The organism is Neorhizobium sp. T7_12, assembly GCF_002968535.1.
Classification (GTDB): Bacteria; Pseudomonadota; Alphaproteobacteria; order Rhizobiales; family Rhizobiaceae; genus Neorhizobium; species Neorhizobium tomejilense.
Genome location: NZ_PVBK01000002.1, coordinates 154,092 through 170,355 on the forward strand (window position 1 = coordinate 154,092; position 16,264 = coordinate 170,355).

General features: G+C 60.2%; 27 protein-coding genes. 21 read left to right on the forward strand and 6 right to left on the reverse strand.

Annotation, left to right across the window (positions count from 1 at the left end):
* The first annotated feature begins 5 nt into the window (after positions 1-5).
* From rplN to C5J26_RS06715, 17 genes are all read left to right on the forward strand, one after another.
* A complete protein-coding gene (rplN, locus tag C5J26_RS06635) occupies positions 6-374 on the forward strand; it encodes a 50S ribosomal protein L14 (RefSeq protein ID WP_007770138.1) in 369 nt (122 codons plus the stop codon).
* Between the two features lie 12 nt (positions 375-386).
* Positions 387-695 (forward strand): 50S ribosomal protein L24, encoded by a 309-nt coding sequence (gene rplX, locus C5J26_RS06640; RefSeq protein ID WP_038585844.1) that lies wholly within the window; start codon positions 387-389, stop codon positions 693-695.
* The gene (gene rplE / locus C5J26_RS06645) at positions 688-1,245 is read left to right on the forward strand and encodes a 50S ribosomal protein L5 (RefSeq protein WP_046605440.1); all 558 of its coding nucleotides are present in this window, start codon (positions 688-690) and stop codon (positions 1,243-1,245) included. The genes rplX and rplE overlap by 8 nt, the downstream gene beginning before the upstream one ends.
* Positions 1,246-1,278: 33 nt before the next feature.
* A complete protein-coding gene (gene rpsN, locus C5J26_RS06650) occupies positions 1,279-1,584 on the forward strand; it encodes a 30S ribosomal protein S14 (protein ID WP_007770129.1) in 306 nt (101 codons plus the stop codon).
* 12 nt (positions 1,585-1,596) lie between these two features.
* Positions 1,597-1,995: a 30S ribosomal protein S8 gene (gene rpsH, locus C5J26_RS06655; RefSeq protein WP_038542158.1), complete on the forward strand. Its 399-nt coding sequence runs from the start codon at positions 1,597-1,599 to the stop codon at positions 1,993-1,995.
* Positions 1,996-2,038: 43 nt separating this feature from the next.
* On the forward strand, positions 2,039-2,572 hold the full coding sequence (gene rplF, locus C5J26_RS06660) for a 50S ribosomal protein L6 (protein WP_038585850.1): 534 nt from the start codon (positions 2,039-2,041) through the stop codon (positions 2,570-2,572).
* Positions 2,573-2,584: 12 nt separating this feature from the next.
* Positions 2,585-2,947 carry a 50S ribosomal protein L18 gene (rplR, locus tag C5J26_RS06665; protein WP_037084721.1) on the forward strand — a complete coding sequence of 121 codons (363 nt, stop codon included), beginning with the start codon at positions 2,585-2,587 and terminating at the stop codon, positions 2,945-2,947.
* Positions 2,948-3,097: 150 nt separating this feature from the next.
* Positions 3,098-3,667, forward strand: a complete 570-nt coding sequence (gene rpsE, locus C5J26_RS06670; protein WP_038542164.1) for a 30S ribosomal protein S5 — start codon at positions 3,098-3,100, stop codon at positions 3,665-3,667.
* An 11-nt stretch (positions 3,668-3,678) separates the two neighbouring features.
* Positions 3,679-3,891: a 50S ribosomal protein L30 gene (rpmD, locus tag C5J26_RS06675; protein WP_037084714.1), complete on the forward strand. Its 213-nt coding sequence runs from the start codon at positions 3,679-3,681 to the stop codon at positions 3,889-3,891.
* A 16-nt stretch (positions 3,892-3,907) separates the two neighbouring features.
* Complete coding sequence (gene rplO / locus C5J26_RS06680) at positions 3,908-4,387, forward strand: 50S ribosomal protein L15 (RefSeq protein WP_046605439.1); 480 nt, start codon at positions 3,908-3,910, stop codon at positions 4,385-4,387.
* Positions 4,388-4,626: 239 nt separating this feature from the next.
* Positions 4,627-5,967 carry a preprotein translocase subunit SecY gene (gene secY / locus C5J26_RS06685; protein ID WP_046605438.1) on the forward strand — a complete coding sequence of 447 codons (1,341 nt, stop codon included), beginning with the start codon at positions 4,627-4,629 and terminating at the stop codon, positions 5,965-5,967.
* Positions 5,964-6,614 carry an adenylate kinase gene (locus C5J26_RS06690; RefSeq protein WP_105401080.1) on the forward strand — a complete coding sequence of 217 codons (651 nt, stop codon included), beginning with the start codon at positions 5,964-5,966 and terminating at the stop codon, positions 6,612-6,614. The genes secY and C5J26_RS06690 overlap by 4 nt, the downstream gene beginning before the upstream one ends.
* Before the next feature lie 239 nt (positions 6,615-6,853).
* Complete coding sequence (gene rpsM, locus C5J26_RS06695) at positions 6,854-7,222, forward strand: 30S ribosomal protein S13 (protein ID WP_024164297.1); 369 nt, start codon at positions 6,854-6,856, stop codon at positions 7,220-7,222.
* 121 nt (positions 7,223-7,343) lie between these two features.
* Positions 7,344-7,733 carry a 30S ribosomal protein S11 gene (gene rpsK, locus C5J26_RS06700; RefSeq protein WP_007766864.1) on the forward strand — a complete coding sequence of 130 codons (390 nt, stop codon included), beginning with the start codon at positions 7,344-7,346 and terminating at the stop codon, positions 7,731-7,733.
* Positions 7,734-7,929: 196 nt separating this feature from the next.
* Positions 7,930-8,940, forward strand: a complete 1,011-nt coding sequence (locus tag C5J26_RS06705; RefSeq protein WP_007766867.1) for a DNA-directed RNA polymerase subunit alpha — start codon at positions 7,930-7,932, stop codon at positions 8,938-8,940.
* A 135-nt stretch (positions 8,941-9,075) separates the two neighbouring features.
* Positions 9,076-9,501 (forward strand): 50S ribosomal protein L17, encoded by a 426-nt coding sequence (rplQ, locus tag C5J26_RS06710; protein ID WP_007766870.1) that lies wholly within the window; start codon positions 9,076-9,078, stop codon positions 9,499-9,501.
* Complete coding sequence (locus C5J26_RS06715) at positions 9,467-10,000, forward strand: DUF2809 domain-containing protein (RefSeq protein ID WP_371681895.1); 534 nt, start codon at positions 9,467-9,469, stop codon at positions 9,998-10,000. The genes rplQ and C5J26_RS06715 overlap by 35 nt, the downstream gene beginning before the upstream one ends.
* A 46-nt stretch (positions 10,001-10,046) precedes the next feature.
* Here C5J26_RS06715 and msrQ read toward each other — a convergent pair whose 3' ends face one another.
* Positions 10,047-10,691, reverse strand: coding sequence for a protein-methionine-sulfoxide reductase heme-binding subunit MsrQ (gene msrQ / locus C5J26_RS06720; protein ID WP_105401081.1), 645 nt, complete (start codon positions 10,689-10,691; stop codon positions 10,047-10,049).
* A 2-nt stretch (positions 10,692-10,693) separates the two neighbouring features.
* Complete coding sequence (msrP, locus tag C5J26_RS06725; protein WP_105401082.1) at positions 10,694-11,638, reverse strand: protein-methionine-sulfoxide reductase catalytic subunit MsrP; 945 nt, start codon at positions 11,636-11,638, stop codon at positions 10,694-10,696.
* 208 nt (positions 11,639-11,846) lie between these two features.
* Between msrP and C5J26_RS06730 the strand changes: the two genes are divergently transcribed.
* Entirely contained in the window at positions 11,847-12,257 is a 411-nt protein-coding gene (locus tag C5J26_RS06730; RefSeq protein ID WP_105401422.1) for a DUF4112 domain-containing protein, read from the forward strand.
* Between the two features lie 7 nt (positions 12,258-12,264).
* Here the strand turns inward: C5J26_RS06730 and C5J26_RS06735 are convergent, their stop codons facing one another.
* Positions 12,265-12,459, reverse strand: a complete 195-nt coding sequence (locus C5J26_RS06735; protein WP_105401083.1) for a type II toxin-antitoxin system HicA family toxin — start codon at positions 12,457-12,459, stop codon at positions 12,265-12,267.
* 3 nt (positions 12,460-12,462) lie between these two features.
* Positions 12,463-12,711: a DUF1902 domain-containing protein gene (locus tag C5J26_RS06740; protein WP_052754766.1), complete on the reverse strand. Its 249-nt coding sequence runs from the start codon at positions 12,709-12,711 to the stop codon at positions 12,463-12,465.
* 218 nt (positions 12,712-12,929) lie between these two features.
* On the opposite strand from C5J26_RS06740, the gene ilvD reads away from it, so the two are divergent.
* From ilvD to C5J26_RS06755, 3 genes are all read left to right on the forward strand, one after another.
* Positions 12,930-14,765 (forward strand): dihydroxy-acid dehydratase, encoded by a 1,836-nt coding sequence (ilvD, locus tag C5J26_RS06745; protein ID WP_105401084.1) that lies wholly within the window; start codon positions 12,930-12,932, stop codon positions 14,763-14,765.
* A 101-nt stretch (positions 14,766-14,866) separates the two neighbouring features.
* A complete protein-coding gene (locus tag C5J26_RS06750; protein WP_105401085.1) occupies positions 14,867-15,091 on the forward strand; it encodes a DUF433 domain-containing protein in 225 nt (74 codons plus the stop codon).
* Positions 15,091-15,420, forward strand: coding sequence for a DUF5615 family PIN-like protein (locus C5J26_RS06755; RefSeq protein WP_105401086.1), 330 nt, complete (start codon positions 15,091-15,093; stop codon positions 15,418-15,420). The genes C5J26_RS06750 and C5J26_RS06755 overlap by 1 nt, the downstream gene beginning before the upstream one ends.
* Positions 15,421-15,435: 15 nt before the next feature.
* On the opposite strand, the gene C5J26_RS06760 is transcribed toward C5J26_RS06755, so the two are convergent.
* Together C5J26_RS06760 and C5J26_RS06765 are read right to left on the reverse strand one after the other, a co-directional pair.
* Positions 15,436-15,798 (reverse strand): lysozyme inhibitor LprI family protein, encoded by a 363-nt coding sequence (locus C5J26_RS06760; protein WP_105401087.1) that lies wholly within the window; start codon positions 15,796-15,798, stop codon positions 15,436-15,438.
* Positions 15,799-15,835: 37 nt separating this feature from the next.
* Positions 15,836-16,216 carry a YkvA family protein gene (locus C5J26_RS06765; RefSeq protein WP_371681896.1) on the reverse strand — a complete coding sequence of 127 codons (381 nt, stop codon included), beginning with the start codon at positions 16,214-16,216 and terminating at the stop codon, positions 15,836-15,838.
* Positions 16,217-16,264 lie beyond the last annotated feature (48 nt).

Consider the following 16,264-nt stretch of genomic DNA (forward strand, 5'->3'; position numbering starts at 1 on the left):
CTGACATGATTCAGATGCAAACAAACCTCGACGTGGCGGATAATTCCGGCGCACGTCGTGTCATGTGCATCAAGGTGCTGGGCGGCTCCAAGCGCAAGTACGCTTCCATCGGCGACATCATTGTCGTTTCGATCAAGGAAGCCATCCCGCGCGGCCGCGTCAAGAAGGGTGACGTGATGAAGGCGGTTGTTGTGCGTACCGCCAAGGACATCCGTCGTCCGGACGGCAGCGTCATCCGCTTCGACAACAACGCAGCGGTCCTCATCGACAACAAGAAAGAGCCGATCGGCACCCGTATCTTCGGACCGGTTCCGCGCGAACTTCGCGCCAAGAACCATATGAAGATCATCTCGCTGGCTCCGGAAGTACTGTAAGGAGCTCATGCGATGAACAAGATCAAGAAGGGCGACAGCGTCGTCGTACTCGCCGGCAAGGACAAGGGTCGCTCCGGCGAAGTCCTCCAGGTTATGCCGAAGGAAGACCGCGCCGTCGTGCGTGGCATCAACATGGTGAAGCGCCACCAGCGTCAGTCTCAGACGCAGGAAGCCGGCATCATCAACAAGGAAGCGTCCATTCACCTGTCGAACATCGCGATCGTCGCGAAAGACGGCAAGCCGACCCGCGTTGGCTTCTCCGTCGTCGACGGCAAGAAGGTGCGTGTAGCCAAGCGTACGGGAGATGTGATCGATGGCTGAGGCAAAGTATGAGCCGCGGCTCAAGGTGGAATACAATTCCCGTATCCGCGCCGCGCTGAAGGAACAGTTCTCCTTCGCAAACGACATGATGATCCCCAAGCTGGACAAGATCGTCATCAACATGGGTGTTGGCGAAGCGACGGCTGACTCGAAGAAGCCTTCCGTGGCTGCCGCCGACCTGGCCGCTATTGCCGGCCAGAAGCCGATCATCACCAAGGCACGGAATTCCATCGCGGGCTTCAAGGTTCGCGAATTCATGCCGATCGGTGCAAAGGTTACGCTTCGCGGCGCCCGCATGTACGAATTCATGGACCGTCTGATCAACATCGCGCTTCCGCGCGTTCGCGACTTTCGTGGCTTGAACCCGAAAAGCTTTGACGGCCGTGGCAACTTCGCCATGGGCATCAAGGAGCACATTGTGTTCCCAGAGATCAACTACGACAAGGTTGATCAGATGTGGGGCATGGACATCATCGTTTGCACGACGGCTACCAAGGACGACGAAGCACGGGCTCTCTTGAAAGAGTTCAACTTCCCGTTCCGCCAGTAACCGTAACGACGAGCGTTTAGAAGGAACTCCCATATGGCGAAAACCAGCGCAGTTGAAAAGAACAAGCGCCGCCGCAAGACAGTTGCCAACCAGGCCGCCAAGCGTGCGACCCTGAAGGCAACCATCATGAACCAGGAACTTTCGATCGAAGAACGGTTCAAGGCAACCCTGAAGCTCGCTTCTCTGCCGCGCGATGGCTCGAAGACGCGTATCCGCAACCGTTGCGAAGTCACCGGTCGCCCGCGCGCTTTCTATCGCAAGCTCAGGATGTCGCGTATTGCGCTTCGTGAGCTCGGCAATCTCGGCAAGGTGCCGGGCATCGTCAAGTCGAGCTGGTAAGGAGATCGTTAGATGACCATGACTGATCCCTTGGGCGATATGCTCACCCGTATCCGCAACGGCGCAGCCCGCCGCAAGTCGACCGTTTCCACGCCTGCTTCCAAGCTGCGTGCCCGCGTCCTCGACGTTCTGCAGGCTGAAGGCTATATCCGCGGTTATTCGGAAATCGACTTCGGTAACGGCAAGGCCGAGATCGAAATCGAACTCAAGTACTACGAAGGCGCGTCGGTGATCCGTGAGATCGGTCGCGTGTCCAAGCCGGGCCGCCGGGTCTATGTCTCGGTAAAGTCCATTCCGCAGGTCGCGAACGGCCTCGGCATCACCATCCTTTCGACTCCGAAGGGCGTGATGGCCGATCACCAGGCTCGCGAACAGAACGTTGGTGGTGAGGTTCTCTGCTCTGTCTTCTAAGACAGGGTAGGGGAACTCCATAGCGAACAGACAGGATTGAAACATGTCTCGTATCGGTAAAAAGCCCGTTCAGGTTCCTGCAGGGATCACGGCCACTGTTGATGGCCAGAAAGTGACTGCCAAGGGCCCGAAGGGTGAGCTTTTCTTCGTCGCAAACGACGAAATCAAGCTGGAACTCGAAAACAACGCTGTCTCGGTGACCCCGGTCAACGACAGCAAGGATGCTCGTTCGAAGTGGGGCATGTCCCGCACGATGATCGAAAACATCTTCAAGGGTGTGAAGGACGGTTTTGAGCGCAAGCTTGAAATCAACGGCGTTGGTTACCGCGCATCTCTGCAGGGCAAGAACCTGCAGCTGGCTCTCGGTTTTTCCCACGACGTGGTCTATCAGACCCCGGAAGGCATCACCATTGCCGTGCCGAAGCCGACGGAAATCATCGTCACCGGCATTAATAAGCAGCAGGTCGGTCAGGTTGCCGCGGAGATCCGTGAATACCGCGGTCCAGAGCCTTACAAGGGCAAAGGCGTCAAGTACGCTGAGGAACGGATCGTCCGCAAGGAAGGCAAGAAGAAGTAAGGACGACGGATCATGGCAACCAGAAAAGAAGCACTCACCAAGCGTGCGAGCCGTGTTCGCCGCCAGATCAAGAAGGTCGCAAACGGCCGTCCGCGTCTGTCGGTTCATCGCTCGTCCAAGAACATCTATGTCCAGGTCATCGACGACGTGGCCGGCCGCACGCTTGCTGCCGCCTCCACGCTCGACGCTGGTCTGCGCGCATCGCTGAAGACCGGCGCTGACGTTGCGGCTGCCGCCGCTGTCGGCAAGCTGGTTGCGGAACGCGCCACCAAGGCCGGCGTGACGGAAGTCGTGTTCGATCGCGGCGCCTTCATCTATCACGGCCGTATCAAGGCCCTGGCCGAAGCTGCCCGCGAAGGCGGCCTGAGCTTCTAAGAACTTTCGCCCGCATCCCTGAATAGGGGAGGCGGGCGAAATGCGGTTCGCCGCACTCATAAGTCGTTCCATCCTAGTCCTTCGAGGGCAGGGGATGGTTGGCTCCCGGAAATTGCCCATTGCACCCGGAAAAGAAAAAGGAAAAGAACAATGGCACAAGAAAGAAGAGGCCAGCGCGAAGATCGCCAGAGCCGCGAAGAGCGCGATAGCGAATTCGTAGACAAGCTGGTCGCGATCAACCGCGTCGCCAAGGTCGTCAAGGGCGGCCGTCGTTTTGGTTTCGCAGCTCTCGTCGTCGTCGGCGACCAGAAGGGCCGCGTCGGCTTTGGCCATGGCAAGGCACGCGAAGTGCCGGAAGCCATCCGCAAGGCGACCGAAAGCGCAAAGCGCGATTTGATCTTCGTTCCCCTGCGTGATGGCCGTACGCTGCATCACGATGTCAACGGCCGTCACGGCGCCGGCAAGGTTCTGCTGCGCTCGGCCAAGGCTGGTACCGGCATCATCGCCGGCGGCCCGATGCGCGCCGTATTCGAAACGCTCGGCGTCCACGACGTCGTTGCCAAGTCGACCGGTTCGTCGAACCCTTACAACATGGTTCGCGCCACGTTCGACGCCCTGAAGCATCAGGTGCATCCGAAGGACGTAGCAGCTCAGCGCGGCATCAAGTATGCAACGCTGCAGACTCGCCGCGCCGCTTCCGGCAATGCGCAGGAAGAATAAGGAGAGCGATAATGGCCAAGAAAGCCACTCAGGCAGAAGCCAAGAAGACGGTTACGGTCGAGCAGACCGGTAGCCCCATCCGCCGCCCGGCCGTGCAGCGTCAGACGCTGATCGGTCTCGGCCTCAACAAGATGCACCGGACCCGTACGTTGGAAGATACTCCTTCCGTTCGTGGCATGATCCGGGCTGTCCAGCATCTCGTTCGCGTCGTCGACGAGAAGTGAGACGGAGGAAACGACCATGAAACTGAATGAGATCAAGGACAACGAAGGCTCTTCCAAGGACCGTATCCGCGTAGGTCGCGGTATCGGTTCGGGCAAGGGCAAGACCGGTGGTCGCGGCGTGAAGGGTCAGAAGGCCCGTTCCGGCGTCGCCATCAAGGGCTTCGAAGGCGGCCAGATGCCGATCTATCGTCGCCTGCCGAAGCGCGGCTTCACCAACATCTTCAAGACTGACTACGCCGTCGTTTCGCTCGGCCGTATCCAGACCGCGATTGATGCCAAGAAGCTCGACCCGAAGGCAACGATCGATGCTGCTGCCCTCAAGGCTGCCGGCGTCATCCGTCGCCCCAAGGACGGCGTTCGTCTCCTCGCCGACGGCGAGCTGACGGCGAAGGTTTCGATCGAAGTTGCCGGCGCCTCCAAGGCTGCCGTCGAGAAGATCGAAAAGGCCGGCGCTTCGATCAAGCTGCTCGTCGTAGCCGAAGCAGCGGCCGAATAAATCGTTTTGAAATCGCCCGGTTTGTGCTTCACACCGGGCGATTTTATCTCCATATGTGAGCCTCACGATCCCGAAGCGATCCTGTTGGTCGCCTGACCGGGATCATACGGAAAACAGGGTGAGGCATCCGATTGCATTGGCAATCTCGCACGCCCGGTTTTTTGAACCAGAATTTTTAGACTGCTTTCCGGACCCGGCATTTTCCCCGCCGCCGGAGAATTGGTCAGGCGGAGAATTGCATGGCTTCTGCAGCGGAACAACTTGCCTCCAATCTGAATTTTGCGACTTTCGCAAAAGCGGAGGATCTCAAGAAGCGGCTTTGGTTTACCCTCGCGGCACTTCTCGTGTATCGCCTCGGTACCCATATTCCGCTTCCGGGCTTGAACCCCGAAGCCTATGCGCAGGCCTTCCGCGGCCAGGCCGGTGGCATCCTCGGACTTTTCAACATGTTTTCGGGCGGTGCAGTGGAGCGCATGGCGATCTTCGCGCTCGGCATCATGCCCTATATTTCCGCATCGATCATAGTGCAGCTGATGACCTCGGTCGTCCCCTCGCTTGAGAACCTCAAGAAGGAAGGCGAAGCCGGCCGCAAGATCATCAACCAGTACACCCGTTACGGCACGGTGCTGCTCGGCACGCTGCAGGCCTATGGCATTGCAGCCGGCCTCGAGAGCGGCCAGGGCCTGGTGCTGGATCCGGGCTGGTTCTTCAAGATTTCGACGGTCGTGACGCTGCTCGGCGGCACCATGTTCTTGATGTGGCTTGGTGAGCAGATCACCTCGCGCGGTATCGGCAACGGCATTTCGCTGATCATCTTCGCAGGTATCGCCGCAGGTCTTCCGACCGCGCTGGCCGGTACGTTGGAGCTTGGCCGCACCGGTGCGCTTCCGACTGCGCTTATTCTCACCGTGATCGTTGTGGCCATCGGCGTCATCGCCCTCATCGTTTTCGTCGAGCGCGCCCAGCGCCGCCTTCTGATCCAGTATCCGAAGCGCCAGGTCGGCAACCGCATGTTCCAGGGCGATACGTCGCACCTGCCGCTGAAGCTCAACACTTCGGGCGTCATCCCGGCGATCTTCGCCTCGTCGCTGCTGCTTTTGCCGGCGACTGCTGCGGGCTTTGCCGGCAATGCCGGGCTGCCGGACTGGGCGACGATGATCATCTCGGCGCTCGGTCACGGCCAGCCGCTGTTCATGCTGCTTTACGGCCTGCTGATTGCCTTCTTCGCCTTCTTCTACACGGCGATCGTCTTCAATCCGAAGGATACCGCCGACAATCTGAAGAAGCATGGTGGCTTCATTCCGGGCATCCGTCCGGGCGAACGCACGGCCGAATACATCGATTACGTGCTGACCCGAATCACGGTCGTCGGCGCTATCTACCTTGTTTTCGTCTGCATCCTGCCGGAATTCCTCGTGGCCCGCAGCGGCGTGCCATTAGCCCTTGGTGGGACTTCGCTTTTGATTGTTGTCAGTGTAACCCTCGATACGGTAGCACAGATTCAAGGGCACCTCATTGCGCAGCAGTATGAGGGTCTGATCAAGAAGTCGAAACTGCGCGGAGGAAAGAGGGGACGATGAGACTGATTCTTTTAGGGCCGCCGGGCGCGGGTAAGGGGACCCAGGCCCAGCGGATCGTGGAGAAGCACGGTATCCCGCAGCTCTCCACGGGCGACATGCTGCGTGCAGCCGTCGCCGCCGAGACGGAAGTTGGCAAGCGCGCCAAGGCCGTCATGGATGCTGGCAATCTTGTCTCCGACGAGATCGTCAATGCGATCGTCTCCGAGCGTATCGACCAGCCCGATTGCGCCAACGGCTTCATCCTCGATGGTTTCCCGCGCACCCTGGTGCAGGCGGATGCGACCGAGGCGATGCTGAAGGCGAAGGGTCTCGATCTTTCGGTCGTCATCGAACTGCGTGTCGACGACAGGGAACTCGTGCGTCGCGTCTCCGGCCGCTATTCCTGCGCCCAGTGCGGCACGGTCTACCACGACACGGACAAGAAGCCGTCCCAGGAAGGCGTCTGCGACAAGTGCGGTTCGACGCATTTCAAGCGCCGTCCCGACGACAATGCCGAGACCATGACCAAGCGCCTCGAGGTCTACTACAAGGAAACCTCGCCGCTGATCGGTTATTACCACGCCAAGGGCAAGCTCAAGGCTGTGGACGGCATGGCCGACATGGACAAGGTCACGGCCGATATCGAAAATATCCTGGCGGCTCTTTGAGCCGTCATCTATCTGTTAAAGAATCTTGGGCGGAGCGGTTGCATTTCAGCGCTGATTCCGTTAAACACCGCGCCAACTCGCGACAGCTTTAGCGATCGGCGCGGATTTCCCGCAAGGACATCCGAGACCGGTCGTTTTGACCTGTTCCGTATGGTGTTTGAACTGGCGGCCATAGATCTGGCTGCTTTCATGGAAGAAGTACCACTTGCCGGATGGCAACTGGAACAAGGAGAATAGGCGTGGCACGTATCGCTGGCGTCAACATCCCGACTGCGAAGCGCGTTGTCATCGCGCTGACCTACATTCACGGGATCGGCCCGAAATTCGCATCGGAAATCATGGAGAAGGTCGGTCTTCCGGCTGAAAAGCGCGTCCATCAGCTGACGGACTCGGAAATCCTGCAGATCCGCGAAACCATCGACCGCGACTATCAGGTCGAAGGTGACCTTCGTCGCGATACCGCGATGAACATCAAGCGTTTGATGGACCTCGGCTGCTACCGCGGCCTGCGTCATCGCCGCGGCCTCCCGGTTCGCGGTCAGCGCACGCACACCAATGCCCGCACCCGCAAGGGTCCGGCAAAGGCGATCGCTGGTAAGAAGAAGTAATTTTCAAGTGAGCGGTGATTAGTGAGCAGTGATTAGTCCTGCTCACTAACGACTAACGACTGCTTACTTGAGGTGGAGCCGCTGGAATTACGGCGGTGCAGAGATCAACGAAAGGGATAAAATGGCCAAGGAAGCCACCCGCGTCCGTAGACGCGAGCGTAAAAATATTACGTCGGGCGTTGCCCACGTCAATTCTACCTTCAACAACACGATGATCACCATCACCGACGCGCAGGGCAATGCGATTGCCTGGTCGTCTGCCGGTGCAAAGGGCTTCAAGGGTTCGCGCAAGTCGACCCCGTTCGCTGCCCAGATCGCTGCCGAAGACTGCGCCAAGAAGGCGCAGGAGCATGGCATGAAGTCGCTGGAAGTCGAAGTCTGCGGCCCGGGTTCCGGCCGTGAATCGGCTCTGCGCGCTCTGCAGGCTGCCGGCTTCATGATCACCTCCATCCGTGACGTGACCCCGATCCCGCACAACGGCTGCCGCCCGCGCAAGAAGCGCCGCGTCTGATCGTCGGAAATTGAAGGGGCTGCCGAATCTCACATCGAGAATGGGCGGCCTCTGTCTGAACTCGGGAATAGCCGCCTGACCCTCTGCGGAGGTTCGGCGGCTTTACCCATATCGCCGATGGACATGGTTCCGATCGGTGCCCCTCATGCTCGGTTGCCACGATTGGATGGTGGCAACGAACGGAAGGTATTTAGTGATGATCCAGAAGAACTGGCAGGAACTGATCAAGCCGAACAAGGTGGAATTCTCCTCCTCCGGCCGTACCAAGGTAACCCTGGTTGCCGAACCCCTCGAGCGCGGCTTCGGCCTGACGCTCGGCAACGCGCTTCGTCGCGTGCTTCTGTCGTCTTTGCGCGGTGCGGCTGTGACCGCCGTGCAGATCGATGGCGTATTGCATGAGTTCTCCTCCATCCCGGGTGTCCGGGAAGATGTGACGGACATCGTGCTCAACATCAAGGAAATCGCCATCAAGATGGATGGCGACGACGCAAAGCGCATGGTCGTGCGCAAGCAGGGCCCGGGCTCGGTAACCGCCGGCGACATTCAGACGGTTGGCGATATCGAAATCCTCAACCCGCACCATGTCATCTGCACCCTCGATGAGGGCGCCGAGATCCGTATGGAATTCACGGTCAACAACGGCAAGGGTTACGTCCCGGCCGATCGTAACCGTGCCGAAGATGCTCCGATCGGCCTCATCCCGGTCGACAGCCTCTATTCGCCGGTCAAGAAAGTGTCCTACAAGGTGGAAAACACCCGCGAAGGCCAGGTTCTCGACTACGACAAGCTGACCATGACCATCGAAACCGATGGCTCGGTCACTGGTGAAGACGCCGTTGCCTTCGCCGCTCGCATCCTTCAGGACCAGCTCTCGGTCTTCGTCAACTTCGACGAACCGCAGAAGGACGTCGAAGAAGAGTCGGTTACCGAACTCGCGTTCAACCCGGCGCTTCTCAAGAAGGTGGACGAACTGGAACTTTCGGTCCGTTCGGCCAACTGCCTGAAGAACGACAACATCGTTTACATCGGCGATCTCATCCAGAAGACCGAGGCGGAAATGCTGCGCACTCCGAATTTCGGTCGCAAGTCGCTGAACGAGATCAAGGAAGTTCTGGCATCCATGGGCCTCCATCTTGGTATGGAAGTTCCCGCCTGGCCGCCGGAAAACATCGAAGATCTCGCCAAGCGTTACGAAGACCAGTACTGAAATCAACAAAGGCAGGTTTTGACTGCCTTTCCCCGTCAAACAGCGGGCCTCTGATCGAAAGAGATGAGTGCCCGTATGTGCCAGGAAACGGCAGGCCCTAAGAAGAATGGGTACCTGCATTAAAGGAGAATAGCCATGCGCCACGGAGTAGCCGGCCGCAAGCTCAATCGTACCGCCAGCCACCGCAAGGCGATGTTCGCCAACATGGCGGCTTCGCTCATCACCCACGAGCAGATCGTCACGACCCTTCCGAAGGCGAAGGAAATCCGTCCGATCGTTGAAAAGCTCGTCACCCTCGGCAAGCGCGGCGACCTGCACGCTCGTCGTCAGGCGATCTCGCAGATCCAGGACCAGGACGCCGTCAAGAAGCTGTTCGACGCCATCGCTTCGCGTTACGCAACCCGCAACGGCGGTTACCTGCGTATCATGAAGGCCGGCTTCCGCCAGGGCGACAACGCCGCCATGGCTGTCATCGAGTTCGTTGAACGCGATGTCGACGCCAAGGGCGCAGCCGACAAGGCCCGCGTTGCCGCTGAAGCAGACGCTGCCGAAGCCGCATAATCCTGTCCGCATCGTCGGAATAAAAGGCCGGGTGGAAACGCCCGGCTTTTTCGCGTTGGTGACCTTGGGCGAAGGATGGATGATGAGTGAGCGGGCTTCGGGGCGCATCCTGCGGATTGCCGGGACGGTGGCGGTGATTGCCGTCGGCCTCGCCCTGCGACGGTTCGGTTACGATCTCGGCCTGCCGTTCCTCGTGGTGAAATATGGAGGCTCAATTCTTTGGGGCGCGATGGTCTACCTGGCCCTTGCCGCTCTCCTGAACTCCACCCGGGCCGTTCCGGTCGTCGCCTTCGCTGTCGGGATCGCCGTCAGCGTGGAGTTCTCCCGGCTCTATCACACGCCATGGCTGGATGAATTCCGGCTGACGAACCCCGGTGCGCTTCTGCTCGGTCGCGTGTTTTCGCTCTGGAATATACTCGCCTATGTCGCCGGTATCGTGACGGCGGCGTTCATCGATCGCCGCCTCGCGAATCGAAGGCCCGCTGACCCGCGTCTATGAGCCACTCCGGTTCTGAGTTGACTGGCGTTTGGCTAATTTCTACGGCCTACTGCCTCACCACCTGCGCTACTTTGGTCTTACCGCGTTTCCAGTTCATGAATGGCCGCCTGACGGCCCGGTAGGCGAGGAGGAGGGCAATCAAGCCGATGTGGATGAACGGCACCAGGGTCACTGATTTGACCGCCAGCACGTAATGAAGCGCCCCGCCGGCGGCGATGATGTAGATCAGCCTGTGCAGCCTGTTCCAGCCTTGCGCGAGCTTGCGGATCGACCAGCTGTTGGAGGTGACGGCAAGCGGGATCAGCATCAGCAGGCAGGCAAACCCGATGGTGATGTAGGGCCGCTTGGCGATATCGCCGCCCACAGCGCCGAAATCGAAGCGCAGGTCGAGCGTCAGATAGACCGAGAAATGCATCAGCACGTAATAGAAGGCGATCAGCCCAAGCGCCCGGCGATAACGTATCCAGTTGATGCCGGCGAGATCGCGCAGCGGCGTGATCGCGAGCGTCGCGATGATGAACCGCAGCGCCCAGATGCCGAGCTGATGTTCGAACTCCTTGACCGGATTGAAGCCGAGGCCACCGGTCAGCCCGAGGTAAAAGTACCAGGCAGCCGGAACGAGCCCGATCACGTAGAACGCCCAGACGCTGGCCTTGTGATAGCGGCGGGGCAGGGAGGGGAGGCTCGCCATTCTCAATAGTTCGCCTTCAGGTCCAGGCCGTCATAGAGGCTCGCCACCTGGTCCGCGTAACCGTTGAAAGGCAGGGTCGGCCGGCGGTTGGCGCCGAAGAAGCCGGCTTCGCCGATCCGCTGTTCCGTCGCCTGGCTCCAGCGCGGATGATCGACCGCCGGATTGACGTTGGAATAGAAGCCGTACTCGCGGGCGTTGGCGTTCTTCCAGGTGGTTTCCGGCTGCTTCTCGACCAGCGAAATCTTGACGATCGACTTGATGCTCTTGAAACCGTATTTCCACGGCACGACGAGCCGGATCGGCGCGCCGTTCGGGTTCGGCAGCGTCTCGCCGTAAAGGCCGACCGCGAGGATCGCCAGGGGATGGCGGGCCTCGTCGAGACGCAGGCCTTCGATATAGGGCCAGGGCAGCGGCTGGAAAAAGCCCTTCTGGCCCGGCATTTCCTCCGGCCGCACCACGGTTTCGAACGACACGTATTTGGCGCTGCCGAGCACGTCCACCTGATCCAGAAGAGCCGAAAGCGGGAAACCGATCCAGGGGATCACCATCGACCAGCCTTCGACACAGCGCATCCGGTAGGTGCGGTCCTCGAGGTTCATCTTCATCAGTTCCTCAAGCCCGAATTCCTTCGGCTTCCCGACCATTCCATCCACCTTCACCGACCACGGGGTCGGTTTGAAGTCGCCGGAATTGGCGGCCGGATCGTCCTTGTTGACGCCGAATTCGTAGAAGTTGTTGTAGGTGGTGACGGCCTCCTTCGGCGTCGGCGTCTCGTCCAGCTTGAAGGCGCTGGGCTTGGCCGACAGCGGCGCGGCAAACGCGCTGTCTGCGCCCGCAAAGGCCAGTCCGGCGGCGGCCGCGGCGCCCATAAAATTCCGGCGCGACATGTAGATATCGCGGGGGGTGATTTCGGAAGCCGCGATATGCGGCGGACGATAGGCGGACATGACGAAAATCTCCTCTGCGGCAACGAGTGCCTTCTTGCTCCTATACGTAACGCGGAACCAAAAGGTTTCACAGCGGCGCGAAGATTGGTTCGAACCACGTTTGCGTGAAAAACGGCAGGTTTGCGGATGGAAATGCGATCGATGCAACCCCATTTCTGGTTCTACAGTTCTCATCGCAGGGCCATTCGCCCGACAGGAGGAGATGCAGATGACGGCACGCACGTGGGAGGCCGGAAGCAACGAGACCCTCGCCGACCGCACTGAGAGATTGCGGCGCCTGCGCCGCCTTTCGGGCATCGCGCGGCTGATGGATACGGCAATCGGCATTCCCGGCACCCGCATCCGTTTCGGCGCCGATTCCGTCTTCGGCCTCATCCCGCTCGTGGGGGATGCGGGCGGGGCGCTCGTCGGCCTCTACATCGTCAACGAAGCCCGAAAGCTCGGCCTGCCGCCCGCAAAGCTCACCCGGATGCTCGGCAATGTCGCCGCCGATTCCGTGCTCGGCAGCGTACCGCTTGCCGGCGATGTCTTCGACCTCTTCTTCAAATCGCACCGCCGCAACGTCAAGATGATCCTCGACCACTTCGACATCCATCCGGATGAACTGCGGAAGAGGTGAGGGCCGATCAGAACGCCTTCGGAAGTCCGGCTTGCTTGAGAGTGGCATTGGCGGTGTGACGGGATTTCACGCCATGGTCCACCGTGAAATAGCGTTTGGTGATCGGGCTATACCAGATTTCGTGATCACCCTTGCCGGGCCGGTGGTAATGACAGCCGGCCTTTTCCAGCATCTCCTTCAATTCCCGAAGGTAGCCGGCCATTGTTCAGGCGCGTCGTGGGTTGGGAATGCGGGAGAGCTGCTCCGACATGATGTAGACAGGAATTTCCTGGAGCGGAGATGAGGTGCCGTTGAGCTCAATCAAATCGGCGAGCGCGGCTTTCACCTTTGGTTCAAGCTCTTCCATGGTATCGGCTTCAACTGCCAATCCCTCGATATCGTTGCTCGTCGCGACCCACACGGAGGCTTCCTCGTCCCAGGTGGCGTGAACGATGATCGACATGATGGAGGTCATTGCTTTCTCCGGACGGCCTTGAGAACAATATAGAGGTTCGAGGCCCGGAACACAATTTCGGTTTCTGCAGGTCTTCCAACCGTACCGCTTTGGCCTGTCGTGATAGTGACACTCCGGGCACTTTGCGCTAGGAAAGCCGCAAAACCACGGGCTTTTGCGCGCGTCTCCCGAAAGCGGTAGACTGTGCCGGCCCGCAAGAAGAGATCGAGGACAACACCATGCCAGCTTACCGCTCGAGAACCACGACCCATGGCCGCAACATGGCAGGCGCGCGCGGGCTTTGGCGCGCGACCGGCATGAAGGACAGCGACTTCGGCAAGCCGATCATCGCGGTGGTCAACTCCTTCACCCAGTTCGTGCCCGGCCACGTGCACCTGAAGGACCTGGGCCAGCTCGTCGCCCGCGAGATCGAGGCGGCCGGCGGCGTCGCCAAGGAATTCAACACCATCGCCGTCGACGACGGCATCGCCATGGGCCACGACGGCATGCTCTATTCGCTGCCGTCGCGCGAAATCATCGCCGACTCGGTCGAATACATGGTCAACGCCCACTGTGCCGACGCCATGGTCTGCATCTCCAACTGCGACAAGATCACGCCCGGCATGCTCAATGCCGCGATGCGCCTCAACATCCCGGCCGTCTTCGTCTCGGGCGGCCCGATGGAAGCCGGCAAGGTGGTGCTCAAGGGCAAGACCCATTCGCTCGACCTGATCGACGCCATGGTTGCGGCCGCCGACGACAAGATGAGCGACGAGGACGTCAAGGTCATCGAGCGCTCGGCCTGTCCGACTTGCGGCTCGTGCTCGGGCATGTTCACCGCCAATTCGATGAACTGCCTCACCGAAGCGCTCGGCCTGTCTCTGCCCGGCAATGGCTCCGTGCTGGCAACCCATGCGGACCGCAGGCGCCTGTTCGTCGAGGCCGGTCACTTGATCGTCGATATCGCTCGCCGCCACTACGAGCAGGAAGACTATTCCGTCCTGCCGCGCTCGATCGCCACCAAGCAGGCTTTCGAGAACGCCATGACGCTCGACATCGCCATGGGCGGCTCCACCAACACCGTGCTGCACATTCTTGCTGCGGCTTACGAGGGCGAAGTCGATTTCAACCTTGACGACATCGACCAGCTCTCACGCCGTGTTCCTTGCCTCTCCAAGGTCGCGCCGGCCAAGGCCGACGTGCACATGGAAGATGTCCACCGCGCCGGTGGTATCATGTCTATCCTCGGCGAGCTGGACAAGGGCGGGTTGCTCAACCGCGAGTGTTTCACCGTCCATGCCGAAACGCTCGGCGACGCGATCGACCGTTGGGATATCACCCGCACCAACAGCGAGATGGTGCGCAACTTCTTCCGCGCAGCACCTGGCGGCATCCCGACCCAGGTGGCATTCAGCCAGGAAGCCCGCTGGGACGAACTCGACACCGACCGTGAGGCGGGCGTCATCCGCTCCGTCGAGCATCCGTTCTCGAAGGACGGCGGCCTTGCGGTCCTCAAGGGCAATATCGCTGTCGACGGCTGCATCGTGAAGACGGCCGGCGTCGACGACTCGATCCTGAAGTTCACCGGTCCGGCCCGCGTCTTCGAAAGCCAGGATGCGGCCGTCAAGGCGATCCTGTCCAACGAGATCGTCGCGGGCGACGTCGTGGTCATCATCTACGAAGGCCCCAAGGGCGGCCCTGGCATGCAGGAAATGCTCTATCCGACCAGTTACCTGAAGTCGAAGGGCCTCGGAAAGGCCTGCGCGCTGATCACCGACGGCCGTTTCTCCGGCGGCACCTCGGGCCTGTCGATCGGCCACGCCTCGCCGGAAGCGGCCAATGGCGGCACGATCGGCCTGGTGCGGGAAGGGGACAAGATCGAGATCGACATCCCGAACCGCACGATCAACCTCGCCGTTTCGGACGCCGAACTCGCCGAGCGCCGTAGAGAGCAGGACGCCTCCGGCTGGAAGCCGTCGCAGCCCCGCAAGCGCAACGTCACCACCGCCCTGAAGGCCTACGCCGCATTTGCTGCGAGTGCTGACAAGGGCGCCGTGCGGATCTTGCCGGAGTAAGAGTTGGCAGGCAGCTGTGTTGAAAATTCATAAAGCGCCGTCAGGTTTTCCTGTTGGCGCTTTGTGTTATGTTGATGTTTCTGTTGCCCAAGGGGTGAGAAATGTCCGAGCTTCATCGCATCACTTTTGATCCGCACATCTGTTCGGGACGCCCGACAATCCGCGGGCTGCGCATCCGGGTGAAAGATGTCCTGGAACTGCTGGCTTCAGGCGCAACGCATGAAGAAATTCTGGAAGACTACCCGTTGCTGGAAGCGCCGGACATTGTTGCCGCGCTTGAATACGCCGCACGTCAAAGCGATCACATCGTATTGCGCGTTGCCTGATGCGCTTTCTGGTGGATGCACAATTGCCGCCAGCCCTTGCACGATGGCTCGTCGAACGTGGCCATGACGCCGAACATGTCATGGATTGCGGCCTTCAGTCAGCCCCGGACCGGGAGATATGGGATTTTGCGGCTGTCTCGGGTGCGGTCGTTGTCACCAAGGATGAGGATTTCGCCCAGCGCAAAGCTCTTTCACAGTCCGGGCCGTCCATCGTCTGGGTCCGCCTGCCGAATTCGCGTCGCCGCGATCTGCTGGCCTGGTTCGAAAGAGCGCTGCCGGACATCATCGATGCTCTGGAGCGCGGCGAGACGCTTATAGAGGTCATCTGAGCGAGTTGTTGCTCCTCAAAGCGGCCGGTTCAAATTCTTGTAGGCCTCATCCAACTGCTTTAGCCTCTCGCCATAAGCCGCCCGGAGGCATTCGACATCCTCGCCGCAGGCCTGCCGCCTCTTCAGCCAGGCGCTCTGTTCGTCCTGCAGTTTGCCGCGGTTTCCCATCGCCATCAGGCTGGTGAGGATGTCGAAGGTGGTGACCATCTTCACGTCGGCATCGTTGAGCGTGCGTGTGTCGCAGATCACCTTCTCGTCGGCCGCAAGGTTTGCCCGCTCGCAGTCGAAACTCGCAGCAGTTGCAGTTCGGGGCGAGCCTGAGAGCGTCAGGCCGACAAGAAGGCTCGTCAAGGCGATGGCGATGGTAAAATATCTCATGGCTGCACTCCTGATCTCCAGTCGCAACGCCTGGAGATCAGCTCAGTTCCCAGAGGCTCCAGAGAGCGAAGACGAGGCAGGAGAACCAGATGAAAAGGATGAAGGCGAGGCCGGTGCGGCTGGTGGGGCGTTCGGCCCAACGCTCGGCCTTGGCGCGGAACTCGCTCATCAGTGGCGCGGGGACCAGCCTGATGGCAAGCACGATGCCGAGCGGCACGATCAGCAGATCGTCGAGATAACCAAGAACGGGAATGAAATCGGGAATAAGGTCGATCGGCGACAGCGCGTAGGCCGCGACCGCGCCGGCGACCAGCTTGGCGTGCCACGGCACGCGGCGGTCGCGCGCGGCGAGCCACAACGCCAGAACGTCGCGTTTCAGCCGTTTCGCCCAACCTTTCATGCCTGCCAGCCAGTTCAATGTTTTTCTCCCGATCTCGACCCTATATAGGGAGGAAAGCTTGACGGT